General features: G+C 50.5%; 15 protein-coding genes. All 15 read right to left on the reverse strand.

Annotated features, from left to right (window positions below; genetic code table 11):
• Window positions 1–40 precede the first annotated feature (40 nt).
• Window positions 41–1,648, reverse strand: a complete 1,608-nt coding sequence (locus BQ7480_RS11380; protein ID WP_072542952.1) for an OmpP1/FadL family transporter — start codon at window positions 1,646–1,648, stop codon at window positions 41–43.
• A gap of 25 nt (window positions 1,649–1,673) precedes the next feature.
• Complete coding sequence (locus BQ7480_RS11385; RefSeq protein ID WP_072544005.1) at window positions 1,674–2,846, reverse strand: hypothetical protein; 1,173 nt, start codon at window positions 2,844–2,846, stop codon at window positions 1,674–1,676.
• 125 nt (window positions 2,847–2,971) lie between these two features.
• Window positions 2,972–3,847, reverse strand: a complete 876-nt coding sequence (locus BQ7480_RS11390; RefSeq protein WP_083581805.1) for a DMT family transporter — start codon at window positions 3,845–3,847, stop codon at window positions 2,972–2,974.
• A gap of 10 nt (window positions 3,848–3,857) precedes the next feature.
• On the reverse strand, window positions 3,858–4,508 hold the full coding sequence (bioD, locus tag BQ7480_RS11395) for a dethiobiotin synthase (protein WP_022354242.1): 651 nt from the start codon (window positions 4,506–4,508) through the stop codon (window positions 3,858–3,860).
• Between the two features lie 21 nt (window positions 4,509–4,529).
• The gene (gene bioC / locus BQ7480_RS11400; protein WP_072542954.1) at window positions 4,530–5,279 is read right to left on the reverse strand and encodes a malonyl-ACP O-methyltransferase BioC; all 750 of its coding nucleotides are present in this window, start codon (window positions 5,277–5,279) and stop codon (window positions 4,530–4,532) included.
• Window positions 5,264–5,932 carry a DUF452 family protein gene (locus BQ7480_RS11405; protein WP_072542955.1) on the reverse strand — a complete coding sequence of 223 codons (669 nt, stop codon included), beginning with the start codon at window positions 5,930–5,932 and terminating at the stop codon, window positions 5,264–5,266. The genes bioC and BQ7480_RS11405 overlap by 16 nt, the downstream gene beginning before the upstream one ends.
• Window positions 5,933–5,951: 19 nt before the next feature.
• A complete protein-coding gene (locus BQ7480_RS11410) occupies window positions 5,952–7,127 on the reverse strand; it encodes an 8-amino-7-oxononanoate synthase (RefSeq protein WP_072542956.1) in 1,176 nt (391 codons plus the stop codon).
• Window positions 7,128–7,144: 17 nt separating this feature from the next.
• On the reverse strand, window positions 7,145–8,434 hold the full coding sequence (gene bioA, locus BQ7480_RS11415) for an adenosylmethionine--8-amino-7-oxononanoate transaminase (protein ID WP_072542957.1): 1,290 nt from the start codon (window positions 8,432–8,434) through the stop codon (window positions 7,145–7,147).
• Window positions 8,424–9,386 (reverse strand): biotin synthase BioB, encoded by a 963-nt coding sequence (gene bioB, locus BQ7480_RS11420; RefSeq protein WP_072542958.1) that lies wholly within the window; start codon window positions 9,384–9,386, stop codon window positions 8,424–8,426. Before bioB ends, bioA begins: the two co-directional genes overlap by 11 nt.
• A 49-nt stretch (window positions 9,387–9,435) precedes the next feature.
• Window positions 9,436–9,828 carry a hypothetical protein gene (locus BQ7480_RS11425; RefSeq protein ID WP_072542959.1) on the reverse strand — a complete coding sequence of 131 codons (393 nt, stop codon included), beginning with the start codon at window positions 9,826–9,828 and terminating at the stop codon, window positions 9,436–9,438.
• Between the two features lie 106 nt (window positions 9,829–9,934).
• Complete coding sequence (locus BQ7480_RS11430) at window positions 9,935–11,827, reverse strand: S9 family peptidase (RefSeq protein WP_072542960.1); 1,893 nt, start codon at window positions 11,825–11,827, stop codon at window positions 9,935–9,937.
• A 93-nt stretch (window positions 11,828–11,920) separates the two neighbouring features.
• Complete coding sequence (locus BQ7480_RS11435) at window positions 11,921–13,129, reverse strand: TlpA family protein disulfide reductase (protein WP_072542961.1); 1,209 nt, start codon at window positions 13,127–13,129, stop codon at window positions 11,921–11,923.
• A gap of 119 nt (window positions 13,130–13,248) precedes the next feature.
• Window positions 13,249–14,520, reverse strand: coding sequence for a M56 family metallopeptidase (locus BQ7480_RS11440; RefSeq protein ID WP_083581806.1), 1,272 nt, complete (start codon window positions 14,518–14,520; stop codon window positions 13,249–13,251).
• Window positions 14,521–14,566: 46 nt separating this feature from the next.
• Window positions 14,567–14,932 (reverse strand): BlaI/MecI/CopY family transcriptional regulator, encoded by a 366-nt coding sequence (locus BQ7480_RS11445; RefSeq protein WP_072542963.1) that lies wholly within the window; start codon window positions 14,930–14,932, stop codon window positions 14,567–14,569.
• 363 nt (window positions 14,933–15,295) lie between these two features.
• Window positions 15,296–16,465, reverse strand: a complete 1,170-nt coding sequence (locus BQ7480_RS11450) for a DUF3843 family protein (RefSeq protein WP_072542964.1) — start codon at window positions 16,463–16,465, stop codon at window positions 15,296–15,298.
• Window positions 16,466–16,471: the final 6 nt, after the last annotated feature.

The raw sequence follows: 16,471 nt of genomic DNA on the forward strand, positions 1-16,471 counted from the left end.
AAGCAACTCCCTATTAAAATAAAACAAACACAATGAACGCTTAGAAGTGAACGCCTAGCGTAAGCAACAGCTGATGACGTTCGTTGGTGACCTTTGTAACAGGTAAAGCCTCAGAACTGAAGGCATAAAAGTCAGACTTATACACATCATATTTATAAGCCAAATCCGTATAGAACCATTTTCCTCTATAGCCTAAACCTACAGTGACCGTATTGCGGGAAAGGTCATTCATATATTCTGTATCGGTACGTATATCGTTTGCATTCAGGGATTTGTATGCCCCGTCCTTAAACGCTGAAGTAGAGAAGTTATAACCCGCTCTTACACTGAAAGCAGAGGCAATACGCGCTTCCGCCCCAATACGTACCGTATGTTGTCCTTTCAGGATAGACTTGGTGTACTGATTCTGGTTCTCCATTGGAGTCCCGTCATTGTAAGACATCCGACAAGCGTTATAACCGGCATACTCATATTCCGCACCCAATGCCAATGCACTTCCCAAAGTAGTTCCCGCACTGACATTAAATTTCCACGGAGTCACCAAACGGTAATCCTGCAAAGACTCTCCTGCATAAGTCGTCGTCCGTTCATCAGCCTTGAACTGCATATTGTCAGCTTCATCCTCGAATTTATAATTCAGTTCCGAATAAATCTCCGAAGAATGTTTGTCAGTCAAACTGTACCAGGTAGGTGTATGAATGGCCAGACCAAAACGGAACGGAGAATCTTCTATCGGACGGAAAATAGCACCCAGTTTCAAGTTCAATCCAGTTCCTTCCGTACGGAATGCATTCCGCAATTCATAATAACCTGAATGATTCCCATCATACACATCTTCCGAATAATAGGTACTGCGCGTATAGTTTACATCGTTCACACCCAGCGTGATACCGAAATACATCCGGTCCTCCACATTAAAGGCCACGTTGAAATCATACTCATTGATTCCACCTTCTTCCCGGCTGCGGAAACCGTTTGCATTACCGTTCCAGCCCATCGGTGCTTGCTTTCCATTGGACAATGTTCCCACTCCGACCAGTTCCGTACGGATACCCATGACGCCCAGATACGGATAATTGGAATAATAAGGATCATACGGATTCGAAAGACCACTATGCCCTTCCAGCCCATAATTATAAATATCATCCATATCACTGATGGAGTGGATGGAACCACCTACCAGATTGGCCATCTGCTGCGTCTGTGAGAGTCCGCCCAGCATACCTCCAGCTGCAAGCACACGGTTGAAGTTCCGACTTTTATGATAGTTAAAACCAAAATTCAAATAACGGAGTGTCGTCCGGTTTCCGATTTTCGTGGAATACACGAAACCAATCTGGTCAAACGAAGCCTTATTCCGTTTGTCATTCATCACACTCCCATTAAAGTCACTTTCCGCCTTTGTGATATTCATCCCGAAAGACGTAGACACATCGTGGCCTCTGAAAAGACCGATACCTGCCGGATTGGTACCAATAACCGAAATATCTGCCCCCAAGGCACTCATGGCTCCACCCATTCCGACAAAACGAGCGGTACCATTCAATTCATCACCTGCATAGCGGGCCGCATCATACGCAGTCTGCGCCATGGCCTGTGCACTGCACAGCACTGAACAGGCCACCGCATACATATATCTCTTTTTCATCTTTAATTTCATTTTATTTACACATTTATCTTCTGCGAGCGCCACCGCCGCCACCGGTACTTACACCTCTGGAAGAACTGCCGCCACCCGTAGTGGAACGATAGCTACCTCCTCCAAAATTACTGTAGCTCCTGACAGAAGAATTTGAATTTGTCCGTGAATTATTGAATCCGTTCGTCCGGTTCGAGTTCTGATTCATCCGATTGAACACATCCGTATTACGATAGGAATTCGGACGTGTGCTGCTGGGACGAGAATAAGTGGACTCACCTAATCCCTGCGACGGACGCGTATATCTTGTGCCCGTACTCCGCACTCTGGAAGCACCATCCGGACGGATAGAACGTATACCGTCAGTACCGGTTACGACACGACCTCCCGTTCTTCCATTACGGTCGAACACAGGGCCTACAGTACCTCTCCGTGCTACATTCTCCGCACGACGGTTGTTATAGGAATAAGGACGCCCCTGATAAGCACTACCCCATCCATAATGCGGATAATGGTGATGCCCGACGGCACCCCAATAACCACCCCAGTAACCTCCCCAATAGCCACCATACCAATAAGGAGAATACCATGGAGAGTACCAGCTGCTATAGTACCATGGAGAATACCATCCCCAGCCAAAGCTCGGTCCGGCAATGCTCCAGTTCCATCTCCAATCCCACCACAACGGATTGCTGTAAGTAGGGAACACGTATGCATACAGTCCGTCGTCATATACGTTCCAGTCCCAGGAAGGGAAGGCTCCGTATACCACGTCCCAGTATAAGGGGCTGCTCACCGGAATGGCATAGCGCGGGCTCCGGAAACGGACGATGCGCATGGCATACTCATAATCATCTTGTGAACCTTCAAAGCCGTTCACCCATTCTCCCCGCTCTCCATACGGTTTTTCCTGTATGTAAAGCGTATCGTTCTGCATGGAGAACGTGTTCTCCCGTGAAGTGTACCGACGGTTGTACTCGTCCACATCACGCGTATTTCCTGCCGCATCCTTCACCACCACCGGAGTGGAAGTAGACGATGCAGAATATACCGCTGTCCCCTGATTCTGCTTCGGGGCTACTACGGTCTCCTTCTTCGTTTCTGCCTTCTTCTTAGGCACGAAGTAAAGGTCGTCGTTACTCTGGGCCGCCACAAAAAGCGGTAAACTTGCCCATATCAACGAAGCAAATACTTTCAACTTCCTCATAGTCATATCTTTTAACGGTTTTACCTTTTTATTCTGGTACAAAAATAGGAAGATATTTCTCCCCATCAAGCAGGAAATCCCTATTTCAAGGTAGGGATTTCCCTAAACTTGCCGTTCAAGGAGCATCACGCTCCACTTTTCTTTTCTGCCCAGTACACCCCGCACAAAATACAAGCTGCCCCCACTGCCGAAGTGAACGTCAGTACTTCCCCTAAAATCAGCATGGAAGCGCCCAGCGTAACCAGCGGACTCAGGTAAATATAATTGGAGGTATGCATCACCCCTATCTTTTTCAGCGCAACGTTCCAAGCCACAAAACAGACCAGCGAGGCCACCAGCGCCAGAAACAACAGATTCATCCACACAGCCGGTTGTGACAATATCCCCACATTGCCACGAAACGGAAAGATAGCGAACATCGGCAAGATAGTGACCAATCCGTAGAAAAACACTTTCCGGGTGATGAACGACACCGGATAATGCGACAATCTGCGAATCACCAGACTGTAGCAGGCCCATGAAAAAGCCGCCGACAGTATCAGCAAATCTCCCCATGGAGACACTTTCAATCCTTCTTTTCCTCCGAAAACAATCAGACCGACCCCACACAAGGCCAGTACCGAGCCCGCCAACAGGTGTACTCCCAGACGTACCTCTTTGTAATAAGCCGCCGAGAGAAAAGCCGTCAGCAAAGGAGCCGTACACAGCAAAAAAGCCACATTCGATGCCTGCGTCATTCCCAACGCCGTATTCTCCGTATAAAAATAAAGCGACCCGCCAAAGAAACCGGCCAATGCCAGCAACCCCTCTTCCTTCCAGCTATTAGCCAGCAACCGACGAGGAGCAATCAGCCAGATACCTGCATACGCCACCAGAAAACGGTAGAAAAAGATTTCATGCGGATGCAGCCCATGCTGAATCAGTACCTTGGTCGAAATATAGGTCAGCCCCCATACCACCACCACGGCAATAGCCAGTAAATGATAATACCCCTGTTTCACTTTCTTCCTTTTATTTATTACCTAAAAACGGAATCACCACGAACTCTGCTTCCGGATATTCCCGTTTCAGCAAATCGCGCATGTATTCCTCCGTATCCCGACGGATAATTTCATCGTCTTCCTCCGGGAAAAGATTGTAGGCCAGCGTATGCAGACGGATGCCCCGGCGGCTCATCGCCTCCAAGCTCAGCAACGTATGGTTGATGCTTCCCAGTCGTCCGGAAGTCACGAACACCAGCGGATACTGTTTCTGCGCTACGTAGTCAATGGTCAGCAGGTCGCGCGTCAAAGGCACCATCAGTCCCCCGGCCCCTTCCAGCAGCACCGCATCGTAACGCTCACTCAACGCCTGCGTAGCCCGTTCAATCTTGTCGAAGTCAATCGAACGCTTGTCAATCTCTGCAGCCAGGTGCGGAGAGCAGGGATAAGAAAAAATCTCCGGCATCGTCAACCGTTCCTTATCCTCCGGCAACAAGCCTGTACCCATAATCCGACGGTGCAGCTCGATGTCTTCCGACAAGTCCGTATTGCCCGTCTGAATCAGTTTCTCCGTAATGGTGCGAATACCCCGCTCGTTCCATGTCTTGGCCAGATAGGCCGTGGCATAACTCTTTCCGATGTTCGTGTCGATGCCACTCACAAAATATACATTTTTTTTCATTTCCGTATCGCTTTTAGTATTTTATTTTCTACATATCATATAAATAGGATGAAAGGTGAGATACACCCTGCCCCGCTCATCCGAAAACCGCTCCGTATAATTCCGGCAAAACTCCTGCAGCCTGCCACGCGTCCAGGCCTGTGCCGCCGTACCCGTCACTCCCGTCTCTTTCAAGTGCCGCAACACCTCCAGCGGGGAAGCGAACGAAAGGCGCAACTGCTCCTCGTGGGCATACACCACCTCGTAACGGGCAGCCAGCATCTTCCGCAGTGCCTCCAACGACGGATACGAAAGCCCCGCCGAAGCCAGCGTCGCCACCTCCTCCGTGTTGTGAGGGCCGAAAGTACTGAAAGCCAGGTAGCCCCCCTCGTGCAGCAGCCTTCGGCACCCTGAAAAAAAACGCGGCAGGTCGTCAAACCACTGCACCGCCGAGCACGACACAATCAGGTCCTGCCCTTCCGGGAAAGCCAGCGTCTCCGCATCCTTCGCCACGAAATGCACCTTCTCACCCAGCACATCGGCCAGATAGGGTTTCACCTCCGGACAAAGGTCGTTCAGCCACATCTCTTCCGGAGTTGCCTGTTTCAGGTACATCCGCGTGAACATGCCCGTGCCGCAACCAATCTCCAGCACCCGTTCCGGTACGTCTGCCGGAATATAACGGCCCGTCAGTTCCGCCATCCGCGACGCCACGTAACGCTGCACGTCAGCCTTGTCCAGGTAAGTACCCACGGCCTTCGCAAAACGCCGACTGATCAGGGTCTTGTCCATAAACTACTTTCTCCGCTCAGCAACTGCCGGAACAGCTCCTCGTCATAGTGTTCCACATCTTTCTCTTCCACCGGTACGCCTTGCCAGGCTTCCCGCTGGTTCTGCGGCGGGAAAATCTTGTCCGAGGTCCCGACAATCGCCTTGTCCCAGCTCCACTCCCACACCGGAAGGGCCTTCACCATCGTCCATTCGTCTGCCAGTTCCTGCTGCAAATCGTCCAACGTCCGATAAGGATGATGTGCCAAAAACAGTTTCACCTGCGCCGCCGACCCGCAAATCCGCCGACGGAAACGTACCAGCACCGGTTCCGAGAAATTCTCCAGCGTTCCCCGGAAGATGGCTTCCGGAATCCCTTTGGTGTCATGGATGGGATAAGGGGTACCGTTCACAGCCAGCCTCATCCCGTAGGGATAATCCTTCCCTGTCAATGTCTGGCAGGCCACCCATACGCCCATAGACCAGGCCAGGACCCGTATCTCCTGATAGCCGTCCAACAGGCTGTAGTCAAAGTCCATATTCTTGTAATCAAAACACAGCAAGTAATCGCACCCTTCCGGGACCGGACTGCCAAACAGGTTTTCGTCCGAACCCCAGCCCGCAAAGAAAAGCAGCAACACCGGGTTTCCTTCCTTCTTGATAAACAGTTGTTTCATACCTTCAATTCTTTCCGATTCATTCCTTCAATTCGTGACACAAACGCGCCACTTCATCCTCTTCAATCAACGCGGTCAGCGAGAAACGTAACCGTGCCGTCCCTTCGGGTACCGTAGGCGGACGCACGGGCAATACATAAAAGCCGTGTTCCTGCATCTGCATGGCCTTCCAGATGGCCTTCTCGTTGGCTCCTACCACCAAGGGAATGATGTGGCTTTCCGACGGGCAATCGGCCCCGCTTTCACGGATAGCCGCCCGCAGAAGCCCCGAAATCTGTGCCAGGTGCTCCCGCCGTGCCTGCATCTCCTCCAAGCGCGACAAGACGAAGCGCGTCCAAGCCACGTTGAGAGGAGGCAATGCCGTAGTGAAAATCAACGTCCGCATCCGGTTCACCAGGTAATCCCGAATCACTTTCCGGCACACCACATACGCCCCGACAGAAGCCATCGCCTTGCCGAAGGTACCGCACAGGAAATCAATCTCCTTCAGGCAGCCTTGTTCCTCGGCCACCCCCAGTCCGTGCGCCCCCCGCACCGCAATGCCATGCGCCTCGTCCACATACAGGATCACGTGGTCATAACGACGCTTCAGTTCCACCAGGCGGTCGAGCGAAGCCACATCACCGTCCATGCTGAACACACTTTCTGTCACGATGATAATTCGGTGATACGAACCGTGATACTTAGCCAGCAGATTCTCTAACTGTGCATAGTCCTGATGGCGGTAGCGGATGCACTTGGCCGCCGACAGGCGGATGCCGTCAATCAGGCTCGCATGCACCAGTTTATCGGCCAGAATCAAGGTATTCGCATCGGTCACCGCCGGCAGAATCCCCGTATTCATGTGATACCCGCTGCTGAACACCAGTGCACTCTCCGCCCCGAAGAGCGAAGCCAGCAACGTTTCCAATTCCCGATAAGCAGGGAAGTTGCCCGTCAGCAACCGTGAGGACGAGGAAGAAAAGCACAAGTCCCTCTCCTTCACCGTCCGCAGAAATTCCTCGCGCAACGCTTTGTCCGAAGCCAGTCCCAGGTAATCGTTCGACGACAGGTTCAGCATCCGCCGTCCGTCGGCTTCAATCCATTTCCCGTCACAGCAGGTTTCCGGCAACACACGCAAATTGCCGCACGCCTCCAGCTGTTCCAGTTCCTGCTGGAAATCCCTTTCCCATCCGGGTTGTATTTCATTTTCCATGATGTTTCTCCTTGTTTTTATTCCGGCATTTCGCCCACAATCTTACACAAACCGCTCGTCAGCTTGGTCAGCTGCTCCGGACGGATGATGAAAGGCGGCATAATATAGGCCAACCGTCCGAACGGACGTACCCAGATACCTTCTTCCACAAACCGCCGCTGCATCCAGCCCATGTCGACCGGCTTCTTGGTCTCAATCACCCCGATGGCTCCCAGTACCCGGACGTCAGCCACCTGTGGCAACGCAGCCGCCGGTGCCAGTTCCTCCTTCAACTGTGCCTCGATGCGGCGCACCTTCTCCTGCCAGCCAGACGACAACAACAGCCGGACAGAAGCCAGTGCTACGGCACACGCCAGCGGATTGCCCATGAACGTAGGCCCATGCATGAAAGCGCGCGGTTCCTTGGAAGAAATGCAGTCGGCCACCTTTTCCGAAGCCAGCACCGCCGAGAAGGTCATGTACCCTCCGGTCAGTGCCTTGCCGATACACATGATGTCCGGTTCCACCTGCGCATGTTCCCACGCAAAGAGCTTGCCCGTACGCCCGAAGCCCGTGGCAATCTCGTCAAAAATCAGGAGCATACCGTGCTCCCGGCAGAGGCGTGCCGCCTCCCGCAAATACTGCGGATGGTAGAAACGCATCCCTCCGGCTCCCTGTACGATTGGTTCCAGAATCAGGGCCGCCAGCTCGCCGTGGTGCTGCGTGATGACTTCCCGCAACGGCTCGATGTCTTTCTCGTCCCATTCCGCGCCGAAACGGCACTGCGGGGCCGGCACGAAATAGCGTATCGGAAGGGCCGAGCCGAACAGGCTGTGCATACCCGTCACCGGGTCGCATACCGACATGGCGTTCCACGTATCTCCGTGGTACCCCGAACGGATGGTCACGAAATTGTTCTTCTCCGGATGGCCGGCTGCAAACTGATACTGTACCGCCATCTTCAAAGCCACTTCCACGGCCACCGACCCACTGTCGGCATAAAAAATATACTCCATGCTGGGAGGTACGATTTTCAGCAGTTCCTTTCCCAGTTCAATGGCCGGTTCATGGGTCAGTCCCCCGAACATCACATGCGACATCCGGTGGAGCTGTTCCTCCACCGCCCGGTTCAATACCGGATGATTGTATCCATGCACGGCACACCACCACGACGACATACCATCAATCAGCTCCGTGCCGTCGGCCAGGGTCAGCGTACAGCCCTCTCCCCGCTCTACCTTGTACGTCGGCAGCGGATTCGAGGTCGAAGTGTACGGATGCCACAAGTGGTCCCGGTCAAATTCGTCAAACAGTTTCTCACAATTCATATCCTGCTCCTTTTATACGTTCTTTGTCTTTTGATACTTTGGAACCAAGGGTAGTCAGCAAATCGCCCACAATGGCCGAATTGATGCCCACATACAAGGCACGGTCTACCGTCTCCTCACTCAGCTGCGAACGTCCTCCGGCAAAACGGAGGAAAGCCGTCGGGTTCACCATGCGGAACATGGCTACCGTACGCAACACCTCTTCCGCCGTCAGCGGTTTCGCATGTTCCAGCGGTGTTCCCTTGATGGGCTGCAACAGGTTCAGCGGGATGGACTGTACCTCCAGTTCCCGCAAGGTCAGCGCCAGTTCCACCCGCTGGGCCGGCGTTTCTCCCATGCCGATGATGCCTCCGCTACACACGTCCATACCCACCTTTCGGGCTGCCTGCAACGTGTCTATCTTCTGGGATTGGGTATGCGTGGAGCACAGGTTCGGGAAAAACGAAGGCGCCGTCTCCAGGTTACAATGATAACGGCTCACTCCCGCACGGTGCAGCGCCGCAAGCTGTTCCTCCGTGGCCAGTCCCAAAGATGCACACAACTTGATGCCGCTATGCGCCCGCACATACTCAAAATGCGCACACAATTTCTCCAACTCTCCTGCCGAAGGTCGGCGTCCGCTGGTCACCAGCGAGAAGCGCGATACCCCCTGGTTTTCGTTCATCTGTGCCTGACGTAAACATTCTTCTTCGCTCACCAGTCCATATTCCTCCACGCCCGTGTGATGATGTACCGACTGGGCACACCATTTGCAGTTTTCCGGGCAACGTCCCGACTTGGCATTGATAATGGAACACATGTCAAACTTCCGGGAAGCGTATGCCACCGTGATGCGATGGGCCGTTTCACACAATGCGTCAAAAGGTGCTTCCTCCAACAGCCACAAGGCCTCTTCTGCGGTCAGCACCTGTCCTTCTTTTATTTTCTCTTCCAGTTTCTGTAATCTTTCCATACGTATTTATTTAAAAAAAGAAGGGGTGTACCCGCTTCAGTAAAGTCTGTCAGACTTTACCTGAAACGGGTACACCCCTTCCGGTTATTGTTATTTTATTTAGTTCATCTAAAAGCAGCGGCGCAGACACTTCTTCTCTTTGCGGCACCAGCAGACACCACAATCCTTTCCGGTCCATCTCGAATAAACTTCCTCCGAGTCCCGGTCCTCCGCTTCCAAAGAGTGCATCCTCCTCTGAAAAACCAGTCCATGACATCCCTTCCGTTTTCTTTCCCTCGCACACTGCCGTTTTCTGCTTGCCCAGTGAGGCATCCGCAATTCCCCGTCCCACCTGTCCGATGGTGACATGGCGATGCAGGCTCACGAACGCAGCATATTCCTTCCGGCTCCAACGACGGAAACGAAGCATGACTTTGCGTGAATAGGAAGCGATACGATGCATCTGTTTTTCTCTTTGTTTAAATGTACGGCTGCAAATGTATATAAAAATCTACAGAAAATGCAAGGATTTTGGAGAATCCGGTTTGATAACAATCAGGCTGAAGTGTTTATTTCAGATGCTTGTCAAGAAATTTCTCCATGGCACGGTAGAAGTCGAACTTATTCTCTTCATTATAGAATCCGTGTCCTTCATTTTCCTTTACCATGTATTCCACTTCCACACCTCGTTTCTTCAAAGCTTCTACCATCTGGTCAGATTCGGCTTTGTTGACGCGCGGGTCGTTTGCACCCTGGGCGATGAACAGCGGAGCCTTAATCTGGTCTACATGGAATACAGGCGAATATTTTTCCATCATTTCTTTGTCGGTTGCGGGGTCGCCCACCATTTCGTGCATCATGTCGAGCAACGGTTTCCAGTAGGGAGGAATCGTATTCATGAACGAGAGCAGGTTGGACACTCCTACGTAATCGACGGCGCAGGCATACAGGTCGGGAGTAAAGGTCACTCCTGCCAGGGTAGCGTAACCTCCATAGCTTGCTCCATAAATGGCCACCCGCTTCGGGTCGGCTATCCCTTTCTTGATCAGCCATTCTACTCCGTCGGTAATGTCATTCTGCATGGTCTGTCCCCATTGTTTGTAACCCAGTTCGGTAAACTTGCGGCCGTATCCAGTTGAGGCACGGAAGTTCATCTGCAGTACGGCATAGCCACGGCTGGCAAGGAACTGTACTTCCGGATTGTATCCCCAGGTGTCGCGTGCCCACGGTCCTCCATGCGGATTGACCACAACCGGCAAGTTCTTTGCATTTTCCATGGTATAACCTTTCGGCAGGGTCAGGTAACCTTCTATGGTGAGTCCGTCACGGCTGGTATAGGTAATCGGGTTCATGGCGCACATTTCCTCTTCTTTGATCCAAGGCGCTATGTCGGCCACCTTGGTGAGTTTGTTTTCCTTCACATTATAGAGGTAGTAGCTTCCGTATGTGCGGTCATTGCCGGCATGGATCAGGCGGATATTCTCGTCTCTGCTCTGGCTGGTGATACTGACGTTATAGCCCGGAAGCTGAGCTTCCAGTTTCTTACGTATCCCCTCTTCTTCTTTGTCGAAATAGTGGCGAATCATGTCCTTGTGCCCTTCACAGGCTACTACTGTCAGCCGGTTCTTCTTTTCGGAGTAGCTGAAGCCCGAGATGTCGTACTTGTCGTTCATGTACAGGACCTCCTTCTCTTCGCAGGTTTTCGGATCCATCAGAACCAGTGCGGTCTTGTCGCGTCCGACGTTGGTCAGTGCATAGACCATCTTGTTGTCGGGCGTAAAGACAGCGAAACCGACGGTTTCCTTAAAGTTGGTGGTCAATACCGGTTGGAACGGCTGGCCTTCCGTTTCACGGTATAGTATCTGCTTATTGACCCCATCTACTATGGCAATGGCTACACGCAGCTTGCCGTCGTGGTCGGTCATCCATCCCTGTATATTGCCTGGGTTCTCGGCCAGCAGGGTCAGTTCTCCTGTGTTCAGGTTCAGGCGATACGGGTCGAAAACCTGAGGGTTACGTTTGTTCATGCCGATGATGACCAGTGAATCGATTTTTTCCAGCGGGTCGATAATATTGGTTCTGACTTTCGGAAAATTGGTGTACGATTTCAGGTCAGAACCGTCGATGTTCACGCCATAGAGCTGGTAATTCTCGTCGCCCCCCGTATCCTTGACGAAAAGGATGCGGTTATTGCCGGCCCACATGCTTGCGGCGATGTCACGTTCCGTTTCAGATGTGATGCGGATGGTCGTATCCGATCCGATTTTCTGTACAAAAAGGTTCATGCGGTTCTCGTAGGGAGCCATGAATGAGAAGTAGGTCCCGTCGGGCGATACCTGATAGTCTATCTTTTCCGGGTTCTTGAAAAAGTTTTCCAGCGGAATCTGTGTCTGTGCGCCGGCAGTAAAGCAAATTCCGGCCATGAACAGACCGGCTGCCAGCATGTTTCTTAGATTTTTCATTATGTCTTATTTTTGTTTATATTAATGTACGGCTGCAAATGTATAGAAAAATCTACAGAAAATGCAAGGACTTGGAGAATACGTTTTTTCGGTCTACAGATTCGCTTTTATCTTCTTTTCAATCTCCGTGTCTGTTGTCTTTTCTGCATAGCCTTGAAACTTTGCAATTATCGTGCGGTCTTTACCTATCAAATAAAACTGCGGAACTCCGCTACCAGCCTGATAATCATTTATAAGTTTAGCTATTGTTTCCTTCTCGGCAGTCAGAAAACTGTATTCTATTCCCTGGTTTTTCACATAGGCTTCGCAAGACGACTTCGACCTTCCCCACGTTTCCACAGCCAGCACTTCAAGCTCGTTCACTGCATATTCTTTTTTCAACCTGTTCAAGAAAGGAATCGAAATCTTACATGGTCCACAGCCTATCCCTGTGAACTGCAACAAGATGACCTTCGACTTTATACCGCTTAAAGAAACCTTCTGACCCTTCATATCAGTAAGCGTCCAGTCTGGAGCTTTTTTACCCGTCATATCCACTGTCGCCTTCTGAGAATTCTCTCCTTTTATACGCCGCACATAATCTGCCGGATAATAATCTTCCGCTACAATTTTTCCCTTTCCTGCAGGATTATACACAAAATCGGAACAAATATTCTCACTGATGCTATGCTGCATCTCCCTGCGATAACGATAAGGCATGTCATCTTCTTTTGAAATCCAGATTTTGTAAATAGATGTCGGATCATATATATACGGATTCTCCGGCATGTAACAAGCCTTACCAAAGAACTCCACCTGATACGGTGTATGGATACTCAATTCCATCAGATAATCTTTCCCCTCATCCTTCAAGCTAAGGACTATGCTATCCTGAGTATTCAATGCATACTCAAGAATGGATTTCATGCAACCAAAAGCTTGCGGCATAATAACTCTGAACGGAAGGGGACTTTTCTGAGTGAAATCATCTATCCGTACTTCTTTTTCCTCTTTCTCTATGTAAGCAAACACAGTTCCGTCATATACCCAAAGCGGTTGCCTGAATTCCTTATCCGAGGCACACAAGAAAGAATACCCCACAGCCGTATCCTGCGGATTCACATGCTCATAAATTTCTCTTGGCACACTGTACACCGGCTCTGTGTCTCCCGGTTCCCATGCCTTTATCACACAATGATAGGTCACCGATTCCACGGCATTCATTTTCTCCAGTACATGCGACAGATAGTCCGTCTCTCTATTTTGTCCGTAACCCGGCAAAGCCAATAAGATAGAGGAAAATAATATTGCGGTAATTTTCATGGTATTCTATTTTTATAAAAATGAGCCCGCTTTCAAATGCGGTTTCTTCCTTTCAACTTCTCTCAGAAGTACATAAAGCATACGTAAAACCCATTTGAAAGCGGACTCAAAAAAGCAAATTACTGAAGCTTGAACGCAACAGGCACGGTGTATTTCACTCTTACGGCCTCTCCCCTCTGCATGCCCGGTTTCCACTTAGGCATGGTCTTCAGCACGCGCAAAGCCTCTGCATCCAAATCCGGATTCACCGCACGAACCACATTGAACTCGGTAGGGGTTCCGTCTTTTTCTACCACAAACTGCACGATTACCCGTCCCTGCAAATTGTTCTTCATGGCACTTTCCGGATATTTCAGGTTATCTTGAAGGAATTTCAACAATTCCTTCATTCCTCCCGGAAATTCAGGCATCTGTTCCGCTACCATAAACACTTCGTCCTTTGCCACGCTGTCAGTAGGAACTGCTACCACGGAATCCGGTGCGACGGTTTCTTCTTTGGCATCCTGTTTTTCGGATGCTCCCTGCGAGCAGGAGATGTTTCCGGCAACGAGTAGAGCAAAGGCCGGAACCATGAACAGTGCATATTTGATACGCCCTGTTCCGTTTGATTTTTTCTTGTTCATCATAATGATACGTTTTTTAAGATGAGAGAAATTGAAATTATTGGATAATCCATACTTGTGGCCATAAGCCAACCCAAGCAGGTGATATTGATAACTCTTGGTGGCGAATCCCGCTTCCACGACTCTCTTGTCGGCCAGGAACTCCAGATTGAGCCGGACTTCCCGTTTCAGCAGCCAGGCAAAAGGGTTCATCCAGCAACAGATGCTGACCATCTCGGCAAGAAGCACATCGACGGAATGTCGCTGCTTTACGTGCGCCATCTCGTGCGTCAGGATTTCGTCCAGTTCGTCTTCCTTCACCGTCGCCGGATTCAGGAAAATCCACCCAAAGAAAGAGAAGGGTCCGGACGAGCCATTCAGGCATTTCACACGGATGCCGTTTATCGTCTTCTCCGGTGTACGCAAGATCAGATGCCACAAACTGCACGCTTGCACGAGAAACCGGGCAGACAGCACCAGCACTCCGGCGAGGTACAGGTATTTCACCCAATCAGTCAACACCCACACGCCGTTTCCCGCTTCCGCTGTTTCACTTCCCACCACTATTTCCGGCAACACTACCGAATAGTCAAAATGCGTCAGCATGATCAGGCTGCCACGACTTTCCAGCCATTCCCGCACGTCGACCAGCGGCAACACGAAAGGCAACACCAGCGCCAGCAGCAGAATGAATCTTCTGGAACGGAAAAAGGTGTCCCGCGTACATACCAGCTTGTACAAGGCGTAAAACAGGACCAGTCCGAAATTGACTTGAAGAAGATATAGCATAATAAAAAGGAATTTAAAAGGTGAGTAAATATAATTCTAAAATGCCCTATTTGTCTTTCCGCTTCTCAATCAGGTCGATAATCTCGTTCAGCTCGTCCTTGGAGATTTTCTGCTCCTTGGCGAAGAACGACACCATCTCCTTGTAAGAGTTGGCGAAATAGTTGCGCACAAGATTGCCCACCGAATTGCGGGTATATTCCTCCTGCTCCACCAGCGGCGTATAGCGGTAAGTGTTCCCAAACTTCTCGGCCTTCAGGTAGCCTTTCCGTTTCAGGTTGTTCACAATCGAAGCCACCGTGGTGTAAGGCGGTTTCGGCTCGTCATAACGGGCCACGATTTCTTTCACAAAACACGGACCCAAATGCCAGATGAAGCGCATGGCCTCTTCTTCCTGATAAGTCAGTTTTTCCATATCGAATCAGTTTTTTCTACGAACTTTTCGCAAATCTACGAATTTATCGTAAACCTTATCCATTCAAATGGTTAATTTATTTAAAAAAGGAAACATTACCATACATTCAGACTTAGAATGCCATATTATTTATTCAGAATACGCCCGTTTGTTTTCAGAAGAACGCCATAGATTCTTTTTACGTTTCCCTTCCCCAAAACGTACGTTTTCCGCCCCGGAAACCTATGTTTCTCAATTGCGAGACATAGGTTTCCGGGGCGGAAAACATAAAAAACTCTTCGGTATGAAAATCTTTTCTCCAAGAGAATCTGGAAACAAAGACAACCTCCAGGGGGGTCTCTTTTTCCTTATCTGCCTTCCCTGTCAGTCGCCTCTGTAATAGTAGAGCAATGAATGGCGGGCTATGAAGTCAGCATTCAACTTCACCAGCATCTTCTCTCCCACCTCAGGCAATTCGGCATCCGGCAACAGGTTCTCACAGATACAGTACGTCAGCAAATCGGGCGGACATAGCATTTCTTCGGTCAGCATACGGAAAGCATTGTGCGAAGCCTCTTCCTGATTGTAAAACGGATTCTCCGCATCGGCAATATACTCACACACATCCTTTGCCAGCAAAAGCCCTTTCTGCTCATCTACCATCAACACAAAATTACGGTTGGCCTTCATCTGTGGCAAAGTGTGATTCTCATCGTCCGGCCATTGGAGTATTTCTACCAGAAAACGCTTCAATGAATCATATCCATTCAGATAGATAATCCGTCTACCACCTGTCCACAACGTAAACAGGCGGTAGATTTCCGCATTCTTTTCCAATACCGCATCCGGTACAACCGGCTCTTCCGGATACAGCCCCGGTATGGATGCCCATATTTTCGAATTCTTGCCGGCCAGCAGGTCAATCCATTCATGCAAGAACAACGCCAAAGGCCCCACCGGCACAATAAAGCGGTCGGTCGGTGTCACCCGGTCGATATACGGCCACATGGAAGGTTCCGTGAGATACGTATGCCCGAACAGCCAGGTCAGTTTCCGGTCGGCTTCTTTATCATCCGTATACCCCGCAAAATACGCTTGCAGCCACTCGTTCTCAGGAGCCTGCTCATAAGCCTCCTCCATCAGCGGCAGAAAAGCCTTTGCCTGCCGCAAAATACGTCCATCCAGCGGATTCACATACGGATGTTTGAACAAAGCCTTCTGCCACGTGTTCCAAATCAGGAAACAGAGGTCTTCTTCATTGACCTCCCCCTTCACATAATTCTTCCCGATGGGATAAAAAGGAAGACATCGTCCATACAAACGGGTGTGAGCCGTCAGGAAAGCCTGCCACAGGCCCAATCCCGACACAATATCTTCCAAATACGCAGCCGCATACAGACATATTTTCTTCCGGTACGACTCCGGCACCTCCTCCAAATCACACACCGTATAAAGCCGGTTGGCCAGTTCCACATAGAACCCGTCCGAAGGACACACAGTCGTATAAGGATGGATAGCCAGCCAGTCGTTCAGATAAATCACATTCTTTTTCATCTTACA

It is taken from the genome of Bacteroides mediterraneensis (genome assembly GCF_900128455.1).
Taxonomy (GTDB): Bacteria; Bacteroidota; Bacteroidia; order Bacteroidales; family Bacteroidaceae; genus Phocaeicola; species Phocaeicola mediterraneensis.

What these genes read in the sequence shown, in the direction of transcription:
- BQ7480_RS11380 (WP_072542952.1), bottom strand. Translation starts at nt 1,648, where the DNA reads ATGAAAAAGAGATATATGTATGCGGTGGCCTGTTCAGTGCTGTGCAGT.
- BQ7480_RS11385 (WP_072544005.1), bottom strand. Translation starts at nt 2,846, where the DNA reads ATGAGGAAGTTGAAAGTATTTGCTTCGTTGATATGGGCAAGTTTACCG.
- bioD (WP_022354242.1), bottom strand. Translation starts at nt 4,508, where the DNA reads ATGAAAAAAAATGTATATTTTGTGAGTGGCATCGACACGAACATCGGA.
- bioC (WP_072542954.1), bottom strand. Translation starts at nt 5,279, where the DNA reads ATGGACAAGACCCTGATCAGTCGGCGTTTTGCGAAGGCCGTGGGTACT.
- BQ7480_RS11405 (WP_072542955.1), bottom strand. Translation starts at nt 5,932, where the DNA reads ATGAAACAACTGTTTATCAAGAAGGAAGGAAACCCGGTGTTGCTGCTT.
- BQ7480_RS11410 (WP_072542956.1), bottom strand. Translation starts at nt 7,127, where the DNA reads ATGGAAAATGAAATACAACCCGGATGGGAAAGGGATTTCCAGCAGGAA.
- bioA (WP_072542957.1), bottom strand. Translation starts at nt 8,434, where the DNA reads ATGAATTGTGAGAAACTGTTTGACGAATTTGACCGGGACCACTTGTGG.
- bioB (WP_072542958.1), bottom strand. Translation starts at nt 9,386, where the DNA reads ATGGAAAGATTACAGAAACTGGAAGAGAAAATAAAAGAAGGACAGGTG.
- BQ7480_RS11425 (WP_072542959.1), bottom strand. Translation starts at nt 9,828, where the DNA reads ATGCATCGTATCGCTTCCTATTCACGCAAAGTCATGCTTCGTTTCCGT.
- BQ7480_RS11430 (WP_072542960.1), bottom strand. Translation starts at nt 11,827, where the DNA reads ATGAAAAATCTAAGAAACATGCTGGCAGCCGGTCTGTTCATGGCCGGA.
- BQ7480_RS11435 (WP_072542961.1), bottom strand. Translation starts at nt 13,129, where the DNA reads ATGAAAATTACCGCAATATTATTTTCCTCTATCTTATTGGCTTTGCCG.
- BQ7480_RS11440 (WP_083581806.1), bottom strand. Translation starts at nt 14,520, where the DNA reads ATGCTATATCTTCTTCAAGTCAATTTCGGACTGGTCCTGTTTTACGCC.
- BQ7480_RS11445 (WP_072542963.1), bottom strand. Translation starts at nt 14,932, where the DNA reads ATGGAAAAACTGACTTATCAGGAAGAAGAGGCCATGCGCTTCATCTGG.
- BQ7480_RS11450 (WP_072542964.1), bottom strand. Translation starts at nt 16,465, where the DNA reads ATGAAAAAGAATGTGATTTATCTGAACGACTGGCTGGCTATCCATCCT.